This is a genomic window from Pseudomonas sp. VA159-2 (assembly GCF_024126635.1).
Taxonomy (GTDB): Bacteria; Pseudomonadota; Gammaproteobacteria; order Pseudomonadales; family Pseudomonadaceae; genus Aquipseudomonas; species Aquipseudomonas muyukensis.
Genome location: NZ_JAMYBV010000079.1, coordinates 1 through 978 on the forward strand (window position 1 = coordinate 1; position 978 = coordinate 978).

General features: G+C 56.0%; 1 pseudogene. It reads left to right on the plus strand.

Annotation, left to right across the window (positions count from 1 at the left end):
• Nucleotides 1–53: 53 nt before the first annotated feature.
• Nucleotides 54–941: pseudogene (locus NJG22_RS24435) on the plus strand (IS3 family transposase); the annotation flags it as partial.
• Between the last annotated feature and the right edge of the window lie 37 nt (nt 942–978).

Consider the following 978-nt stretch of genomic DNA (forward strand, 5'->3'; position numbering starts at 1 on the left):
CGAGCCGAGAACGCTGAGCTGAAACTGGAGCGTGAAATCCTAAAAAAGGCGGCGGTATTCTTTGCCAAAGAGTCCAGGTGAGATACGCCTTCGTCGCTGAAGAACGGGCTCAGTTTCCGGTGCGTCTGTTGTGCCGGGTAATGGGTGTTTCGGTTTCAGGATTTTACGACTATCAGCACCGCCAGGGGCGCCCGGATCCGGATGCGCAGATCCGCATCGATCTGCACAAGGCTTATGCGGCTAGCCGCAAGACCTACGGTCGACCGCGGCTGGTCGAGGCGCTACGGCAACAGGCCCACGCTGTAGGCCATAAGCGCATTGACCGGCTGATGCATGAAGAACACATACAGGGCCGATCCAAGGGTGGTTTCAGACCGTGCACCACCGACAGTCACCATGCGCTGCCAGTAGCGAGCAATTTATTGGATCGTCAGTTCTCCGTTCAAAGCTCCACCCCAGCCTGGGTCAGCGATATCACTTACATCGCTACGAAAGAGGGCTGGCTTTATCTGGCAGTCGTACTGAGCATCCAAACGCGCCAGGTGCTGGGTTATAGCCTGGCGGACAGGATGCCTGACGACTTGGTCGAGCGCGCTTTCATGAACGCCTGGAACGCCTGTTTGGGCGTCTGCGGAGTGATTTTCCATTCCGACCAAGGGCGCCAGTACGCGAGCAGTAAATTTCGTTTCGCTTTAGCCAAGAAGGGCTTCGTGCAGAGCATGAGCCGGAGAGGAAACTGTTGGGATAACGCCGTAGCTGAAAGCTTCTTCGCTACATTGAAGAGAGAGGAAGCCTGCACGGTCTACCCCACCAAGAAACACGCTCACCTGGCAATTGCTAGCTATATCCATGGGTTTTACAACAGCAGTCGGCTGCATTCGGCACTGGGCTATCGTTCACCGAACGAATATGCAAAAGGCTTGAGGCAGTTGGCTCATTAGCCAGCTTCTTGGCGTCCGCTGCCATGGGACAGGCCCA